Source organism: Shewanella sp. ZOR0012, assembly GCF_000798835.1.
Lineage (GTDB): Bacteria > Pseudomonadota > Gammaproteobacteria > Enterobacterales > Shewanellaceae > Shewanella > Shewanella xiamenensis.
Genome location: NZ_JTLE01000094.1, coordinates 3,063,843 through 3,068,996, shown reverse-complemented (window position 1 = coordinate 3,068,996; position 5,154 = coordinate 3,063,843). Strand labels below are relative to the sequence as shown.

General features: G+C 46.7%; 4 protein-coding genes. All 4 read left to right on the top strand.

Annotation, left to right across the window (positions count from 1 at the left end; translation table 11 throughout):
• Positions 1–275 precede the first annotated feature (275 nt).
• The gene (locus L976_RS15130) at positions 276–2,180 is read left to right on the top strand and encodes a bifunctional diguanylate cyclase/phosphodiesterase (protein ID WP_047538020.1); all 1,905 of its coding nucleotides are present in this window, start codon (positions 276–278) and stop codon (positions 2,178–2,180) included.
• 125 nt (positions 2,181–2,305) lie between these two features.
• On the top strand, positions 2,306–2,884 hold the full coding sequence (gene rsxA / locus L976_RS15125) for an electron transport complex subunit RsxA (protein ID WP_023267235.1): 579 nt from the start codon (positions 2,306–2,308) through the stop codon (positions 2,882–2,884).
• Positions 2,885–3,466 carry an electron transport complex subunit RsxB gene (gene rsxB / locus L976_RS15120; RefSeq protein ID WP_011626120.1) on the top strand — a complete coding sequence of 194 codons (582 nt, stop codon included), beginning with the start codon at positions 2,885–2,887 and terminating at the stop codon, positions 3,464–3,466.
• 3 nt (positions 3,467–3,469) lie between these two features.
• Positions 3,470–5,154, top strand: a 1,685-nt coding sequence (gene rsxC, locus L976_RS15115) for an electron transport complex subunit RsxC (protein ID WP_047540562.1), incomplete at its 3' end; no start/stop codon positions are given.

The following is a 5,154-nucleotide window of genomic DNA, read 5'->3' as shown; positions in this document are numbered from 1 at the left end:
CCTGTAGTTCAGTCGGTAGAACGGCGGACTGTTAATCCGTATGTCACTGGTTCAAGTCCAGTCAGGGGAGCCATTTTATTTCACTTCATCTGTTTTTTATCCTACATCTAACGCTTATAGATCACGCTTTTCATTTCTGTTTTGCCTTAAATACGGTTACACTGTGAGCAGTTTGTTAACCAAAATACCGTGTATCATCACGCAGATAACGGTGTTATTTCAAATCTCATGCAATATCTTATTGCACATACTTTGACATATTGAGAGCGAATTTTATGGCGATGTCTAAATCGTATCCCATTTTTTTGTTGCTGATCTTTTTAGGCCTTTTTGGTTGGATTTATCAAAGCGAAAATCACCAGTTGCAGGCAGAACAACAGCAGGAACTCAATAATTTCAAACAATACATGGTCAACTTTGACCAGTGGCAAGGTAATGGTAGCGAACTTTACCAAAGCCTCTCCGAACATTACCCTCTGCAATTTTTTCAATATATTGATGATACTGATGGGCAACTTAATTACACTCAAGGTGAACTCAACGTCCAAATGGCTCACCCACTTGCGGGGTTATTTTCCTTAGATTTGTCACATACACAAAAGCTGCCTGCGGGTCGGTTACAAGTTAAGTTGAGTGTTAACCAAGCCATCGAAAACGCCATTGCCAATACCCAGCAGCTAGGATTCTCATTGCTGCTAGCTTACATTGTATTAGTTGTTGTTTTTTTATTACTTATCAATAAATTAAAATCTTCGATCCGTTATGCTGCCGATTATATTATGCATGTTCCGGAGTTGAGTTTTTCAGCCATAGAGTCTTCTAGACTGAATGGCGAAATGACCCCCGTCAGATTAGCGCTTGAGGAATGCCGAACAACGTTAAAATCACGAGTCGATAGCCTCACACAGGAAAACCAGAAACTGCATAAAGTGGCTTATCAAGATCCCATTACGGGGTTTGGCAGTCGTCCTCGTTTTACCTCCAAGTTAGAAAGTATTAACAATCGTGCGATTCCTCAACTCGGATTAATGGCCATGGTTAAGGCGACTGAGCTAGCTCATATCAACCAACTTCAAGGGCGCTCAGCGGGTGACGATTATTTATCGAATGTGGCTAATTGCATTCGTAAAGCCTGTTCAAAATATCCCGATGCAGAGTGCTACCGCGTTTCCAGTGCCGATTTTGCGATTTTTTTGCCAGATTTAGTGTTAAAGGATGGACCTAAGTTTTTAGATCAACTGAAAATTTTCCTTGATGAATATCAACAGATGATCAAAGCAGAATCCGCGGCACATATCGGGCTTGTCCCATACCAACAAGGGACAGATCCCGTCAATTTGCTATCCCTTGCAGATACGGCTGTCAGCATAGCGCAAACCCTTGGTCCTAATAGTTATCATATTCAAGAGAAACTCAATGCGGATCAGCAATTTGGTGACGACCGTTGGAAATTGGCAATCAATGACCTAATCACCCGCCAAGCGCTTAAATTTTTCCAACAACCGATTCAACCTTGCCGTAACGATGTCGAGGTATATCGCGAGTTGCTGGCACGCTTCTACAATAGTGAAGGGAAGTTTTTACCGACCACCACAGTCATTGCCATGGCGGAGCGCCATGGAATGAGCACAGAATTAGATAAACTAGTGGTGATCACTACATTAAAAATGCTTAAAGAAAATCCCACCATTAGCGGCAATTTTGGCATCAACATCAGTGCCTTTTCAGCGCATCAAGAACTGTTTGTTGGCTGGTTAAAGGATATTCTTGGTAAGCATAAATATATCGCTTCACGCTTAGTATTTGAGATTAACGAATCCGGTATGCAAGCCAATTTAGGGGCGAGTTATAAGTTTGTACGTGAAGTGCATAGCGTAGGTTCGAGGGTATCAATTGAGCGTTTTGGCATGAGTTTTACCTCGTTCAAATTCTTCAGCGAAGTGCGCCCAGACTACATTAAGCTTGATGGTAGCTACACCTCGGCGATCGATGAAGACAGCAATAACAAATTCTTCGTGCGTATGATGGTAGACGTTGCCAGACGTATTGGTATCCGCGTAATTGCGACCAGTGTTGAGCGCCAAGAAGAAAAATTAACCCTCGAAAAACTTCTCGTTGATGGCCTACAAGGCTATTACATTGCCCAGCCACAGGCCATCACCCTAACTGATCAAATTTAAACCAATGCAGGGTTAATCAAGCATGCATATTTACAGTAAAGATAGTTAACCCTGCATTCTATATGTTGTTTATGCAAACGGAAAAGTCGATAATACGGCCAAGATCCGTTTAGACAAGTATTGAGATGAGTGAATATCTCCTGTTGTTGATCAGCACTGTACTGGTCAACAATTTCGTATTAGTGAAATTCTTAGGCTTATGTCCATTTATGGGGGTCTCCAGCAAACTGGAGTCCGCTATCGGTATGTCTATGGCGACCACTTTCGTGTTGACCTTGGCATCCATTCTCAGTTACCTAGTGAATCAATACCTATTATTGCCTTTTGATCTCAGTTATCTGCGTACCATGAGCTTTATTCTGGTGATTGCGGTGGTAGTGCAATTTACCGAGATGGTAGTGCAGAAAACCAGTGCAGCCCTACATCGCGCACTGGGAATTTATCTGCCGCTGATCACCACTAACTGTGCAGTATTAGGGGTAGCCCTATTAAACGTGAACGAAAAACACGATTTTATTCAATCTGCTATCTATGGTTTTGGTGCTGCGGTGGGTTTTTCCTTAGTGTTAATTCTGTTTTCCGCGATGCGTGAACGTTTAGCGGCGGCCGATGTGCCCATGCCGTTTAAAGGCGGTGCTATCGCCATGATCACCGCGGGCCTGATGTCATTGGCCTTTATGGGATTTACAGGATTGGTTAAATAGATGTCCACCATGTTAATTGCCGTTATCTTATTGACCCTATTGGCATTGTTCTTTGGGGTATTACTCGGATTTGCCGCCTTAAAATTTAAGGTTGAAGGTAATCCTATCGTCGATGAACTCGAAGCGATTCTGCCACAAACTCAATGCGGTCAATGTGGTTATCCCGGTTGTCGTCCTTACGCCGAAGCCATTGCCAATGGCGATAAAGTCAACAAGTGCCCGCCCGGCGGCACTGCGACCATGGAAAAACTTGCCAGCTTAATGGGGGTCGAGCCAGAGCCGCTCAACGCCGAGGCTCAGTCCCAAGTCAAAAAAGTCGCCTATATTCGCGAAGATGAATGTATTGGCTGCACTAAATGTATTCAGGCCTGTCCTGTCGACGCCATTATTGGCGCGGGCAAACTCATGCATACCGTGCTCACCGCTGACTGCACAGGTTGCGATCTCTGTGTCGAGCCCTGCCCCGTTGACTGTATCGATATGATCCCTGTGGGCCAAAATCTGAAAAACTGGAACTGGCGCTTAAATGCCATTCCCGTGACTCTTATCCAAGAGACCCCGCACGAAGAAAAGAGAGGATAAGCGGTGCAGACTTTATTAGATCAATTAGATAAAGGAACCCTTTGGCGCTCACCTGGTGGCATTCATCCACCTGAAGTCAAATTCCTCTCCAACACTACACCGATTAGCCAACTGCCATTAGCGCAGGAATACCTTGTGCCTGTGCCACAGGTAGGCGAAAACTGCACCCTTGCAGTCAAAGTGGGTGACAAAGTATTAAAAGGCGCGCCATTAACTCAAGGTACCTCAATTTGGCATTTGCCCGTGCACGCGCCAACCTCTGGTACTGTGGTCGCCATTGAGCCAAGAGCCAGTAACCATGCCTCGGCCTTGCCGGTCAATACCTGTGTGATTGCTGCCGATGGTGAAGACCGCTGGTGCGAGTTAACGCCAGGCTCAATTAAGCTCAGCAATCAGGAGATGATTGCCAAAATCCATGGTGCAGGGATAGCCGGCATGGGTGGCGCCGCCTTCCCAAGCCACATTAAGCTCAATCCCGTCAGTGAAATTGAATTAGTGATAATCAACGGCGTGGAATGCGAGCCTTATATCAGCGCCGACGATCGCTTAATGCGCGAATACAGCCAAGACATTCTGGCGGGGATTGCGATTATCCATCGCCTTTTGTCACCAAAACGCATTGTGATTGCTATCGAAGACAACAAACCTGAAGCCATAAAGGCGATGCAACAGGCGGTCAGTCAATCCACGCTCCCTGCGGGCAGCACTCGGGTAACGGTGATCCCAACCAAGTATCCCTCTGGCGGTGAAAAACAGCTGATCCAAATCATCACCGGTCGTGAAGTGCCCTCGGGCGCCATTCCCGCTAAGCTTGGGATTGTGGTGCATAACGTCGGAACCGCCTTTGCGATTCATCAAGCCGTGACCCAAGGAAAACCGCTGATTGAGCGAGTAGTTACCGTTACTGGGCAAAATGTCGGTAAACCTGGCAACTATTGGTTACCCATAGGCACGCCCGTTGAGCATGTGCTCAAGCAAACTGAATTTAATGCCGAAGCCGAGCAAAAAGTGATTATTGGCGGGCCAATGATGGGCCACGCATTGCCGACCATCCAAGTACCGATTTTAAAGGGCACAAACTGTATTTTGGTCCCGAGTAGTCAAGAGATTGGGATAACTCCAGAAGAAAAGGCCTGTATCCGCTGCGGCGAATGTGTCAATGCCTGCCCTGCACTCTTGCTACCACAACAACTGTTTTGGCATGCAAAAGCCGAAGAATATGACAAGGCGGCCAGCTACAACCTAAAAGACTGTATCGAATGCGGTTGCTGTAGTTATGTGTGCCCGAGTGATATTCCACTGGTGGAATACTACCGCATCGCTAAATCGGCACTAAAACAAGCCGCCGATGAGAAGCATCAAGCCGAGCGCGCCAAACTGCGCTTCGAGGCGCGTATTCAACGCCTCGAAGAAGAAAAACTCGCCCGCGAAGCCAAGGCTAAAGAAGCCGCTGCGCGTCGCCAAGCGACCATGACCTCAACGGATAAGAATGCTGTAGCTGAAGCCATGGCGCGGATTGCGGCCAAAAAGGCAGCAGCGGCAGAAGCCACAACCGATAACGCGACGGTCGAGGTCGTTGTTGCTGATACGAGCAACACAGAAGCGCCTAAGGGTAAAGCGGCTGTTGCCGCCGCAATTGCTCGCGCTAAAGCCAAGAAGGCGGCTCAAGGGGCGGATAATGCAGAATC